Below are 3,054 nucleotides of genomic sequence, written 5' to 3' on the forward strand. Positions count from 1 at the left end.
ATCTCACGAATCCGAAAATGAAAAGCGTGAGCATCGTTGGACTTCTTTTCTTTCATTGGTTGAGTCGTTAAAGAGTCAACCATATCTACAAAAAGACAAATCAAGAATGAAAATCTAAGCTAAGACGGTTTGTGAATCGTCATTTGCGGGAATGGGAAGTTGATGCCTTCTTTATTGAATGTTTCATAAATTTGCTTGTTGGTATCGAAATAAACTCCCCAATAATCGGAAGCTTTCGCCCAAGCTCGCACAATGATGTTTACGCTGCTGCTATCCAAAGCATGTAAAGCAATAAAAGGAGCAGGATCCGGAAGTAAACGGTTTTCTTTAGACATAATTTCTTCAATAACCGATTTTACTCTCTCATAGTCTTCTCCATAATCAATACCGATAATCCATTCTACACGACGTTTGTCTATATTGAAGTTAGTTATAATACTACTGCTTAACGAACCGTTAGGAAGATACAGGCGTATACCATCAGAAGTATTCATAATGGTATGGAATATCTGAATTTCTACAACTTTACCACTTACTCCCTGAGCTGTGATGAAATCGCCTACACGGAAGGGTTTGAAAAGCAATATTATGATTCCACCTGCAAAGTTAGAAAGGTTTCCGCTGAGAGCCACACCTATGGCTACTCCAATCGAGGCCAACAAGGCGGCAAAGGAAGTGGTTTCTATCCCTAATACTCCAATAACAGATATAATAAGCAGTACAATCAATGAAATATTAACCATACTGGAGGTGAACGAACGTACAGAGGCATCAACACTTCTTTTTAGAAGCAATTTTTTAACGATTCTATTAACAAGATGGATAACTAACTTCCCAACAATAAGTACAATCAGTGCTTTTACGATGGTTAACCCAAGGTGGGCTCCTTGCATTACCAGATTTTCTAATATCTTTTCGAACTGGGAAATATTTACATTATCCATGCTTTTGCTTTTATATTGTTATTCATTAATTAAACACCATTTATGATTTAAATGTTTTGCTTATTTTGAGGTTTCTGCGGCTTAAATAACCCGCCATTTACATCGAATAAAAGAATGAGCAAAATTTAAACCGACTCTAAATACGGCAAAAATAGTAAAGTAATTAATAGAATGCTTGCCTATAAATCATATATTTTCTCTAAGTTTGTAATTAAAATAAGAGGAAGCATGACTCAGAATAGAGTAAGAGACAAAATTCTTATACGTAATTCGTGGATCAGTACAATCGGTAATGCCATTTTATCCATTGCTAAGATTGTAGTGGGAGGATTAGCCGGAAGCTTAGCTGTAATTGGTGATGGAATAGATTCTGCTACTGATGTGGTGATTTCTATTGTGATGATATATACAGCACGCATTATGAGCAAACCTCCCAATGAGAAATATGTATATGGATACCAAAAGGCAGAAGGAATAGCTACCAAAGTTCTTTCAATGGTTATTTTTTATGCAGGTATTCAGATGTTTGTCTCGTCTATACAAAGCCTGTTTACTACCGAAACGAAAGAACTCCCCTCTACTATAGCCATTTATGTTACTGTATTTTCGATTGTAGGAAAGCTGCTATTATCTTTATATCAATTCCGGCAAGGTAAAAAAATAAATAGTTCGTTACTTATTGCCAATGCCAAGAATATGCAAAATGACGTGCTGATTTCAGTAGGTGTTCTGACTGGCCTTTTCTTTACTGTTATATTAAATATGCCGATTCTCGACTCTGTGACAGGGCTTATTATCAGTCTTTTTATTATAAAGACGGCTGTGGGCATTTTTATGGATTCTAATGTAGAATTGATGGATGGGGTGAAGGATGTTACTGTATATAATAAGATATTTGATGCAGTGAGATTGGTTCCCGGAGCGAATAATCCGCATCGGGTGCGTTCTCATCAAGTTGGGAATCTATATATGATTGTACTTGATATTGAGGCGGCAGGCAGCATGACTCTTTCGGAAGCGCATCAGATTGCGGAAGATGTAGAGCGGTGTATTCGCAACTCGGTGGAGAATGTGTATGATATAATTGTTCATGTAGAGCCGGAAGGAACTCACAGCGTTGGAGAGAAATTTGGAATAAACGAGAAAATGATAAAAACAAAATAACACGAAGAAAGAGCATACAAAGCGAAACAAAGCATTAATATTCTTGTTTTTTGCTTTGTATGAGTTTATAATAAAATCTATTTTTATAATTTAAATTTTTAAGTAAAACATGAAAAAGTACATTGCAGAAATGGTCGGAACAATGGTTCTGGTATTATTGGGTTGTGGAAGCGCCATTTTTAATGGTGGTGTAGGCACTACGGCTCAGGTTCTTACTGTGGCATTTGCCTTTGGCTTATCGGTGGTTGCTATGGCTTATGCTATTGGGGGAATTTCGGGTTGTCATATTAATCCGGCTATCACATTAGGATGTCTGCTTAGCGGACGTATCAGCGGAAAAGATGCAGGTATGTATATGCTGTTTCAAGTAATTGGTGCTATTATCGGATCGTCTATTCTTTATGCATTGGTTTCTGGTTATGCAGTAGATCCTAACGGAACACTTACCGGGGCAAACGGCTATGCAGAATCTACATCTACCTTAACTGCTTTTCTGGCCGAGGCTGTATTTACATTTATCTTTGTACTGGTAGTATTGGGAGTAACCGATTCAAAGAAAGGTAATTCATCTTTAGCAGGTCTTGCCATTGGTCTTTCTTTGGTGTTGATTCATATTGTATGTATTCCTATTACAGGAACATCTGTGAACCCTGCTCGTAGTATCGGTCCTGCTTTGTTCGAACAAGGTCCTGCTCTTTCTCAACTTTGGTTATTCATTGTAGCTCCATTTGTGGGAGCAATGTTTAGTGCAATTGTTTGGAAGGCAATTGGTGCGGATAAGAAGTAATAAAATATCCATTGTCAGGGCGGACTTATAGGTCCGCCCTCATATTATTCTTTCTTTCTCTGGCAGGGCATCCACTCAATAATCTCAACAGTTTATTTTTTGCCCTAAAATAGCTTTCTTTGTGCTCTATTTCCTTTTTAAATATCCTATTTATGAGTA

Annotated in this window: 3 protein-coding genes; 2 read left to right on the forward strand and 1 reads right to left on the reverse strand. The window is 37.2% G+C overall.

Annotated features, from left to right (window positions below):
- Positions 1 to 119: 119 nt before the first annotated feature.
- On the reverse strand, positions 120 to 944 hold the full coding sequence (locus D0T60_RS18300; protein WP_163219894.1) for a mechanosensitive ion channel domain-containing protein: 825 nt from the start codon (positions 942 to 944) through the stop codon (positions 120 to 122).
- A 228-nt stretch (positions 945 to 1,172) separates the two neighbouring features.
- Between D0T60_RS18300 and D0T60_RS18305 the strand changes: the two genes are divergently transcribed.
- A complete protein-coding gene (locus D0T60_RS18305; protein ID WP_163219896.1) occupies positions 1,173 to 2,108 on the forward strand; it encodes a cation diffusion facilitator family transporter in 936 nt (311 codons plus the stop codon).
- Positions 2,109 to 2,217: 109 nt separating this feature from the next.
- Positions 2,218 to 2,895 carry an MIP family channel protein gene (locus tag D0T60_RS18310; RefSeq protein ID WP_163219898.1) on the forward strand — a complete coding sequence of 226 codons (678 nt, stop codon included), beginning with the start codon at positions 2,218 to 2,220 and terminating at the stop codon, positions 2,893 to 2,895.
- The last annotated feature ends 159 nt before the right edge of the window (positions 2,896 to 3,054 follow it).

This window comes from Bacteroides sp. 224 (genome assembly GCF_010500995.1).
In the GTDB taxonomy this organism is placed as follows: domain Bacteria; phylum Bacteroidota; class Bacteroidia; order Bacteroidales; family Bacteroidaceae; genus Bacteroides.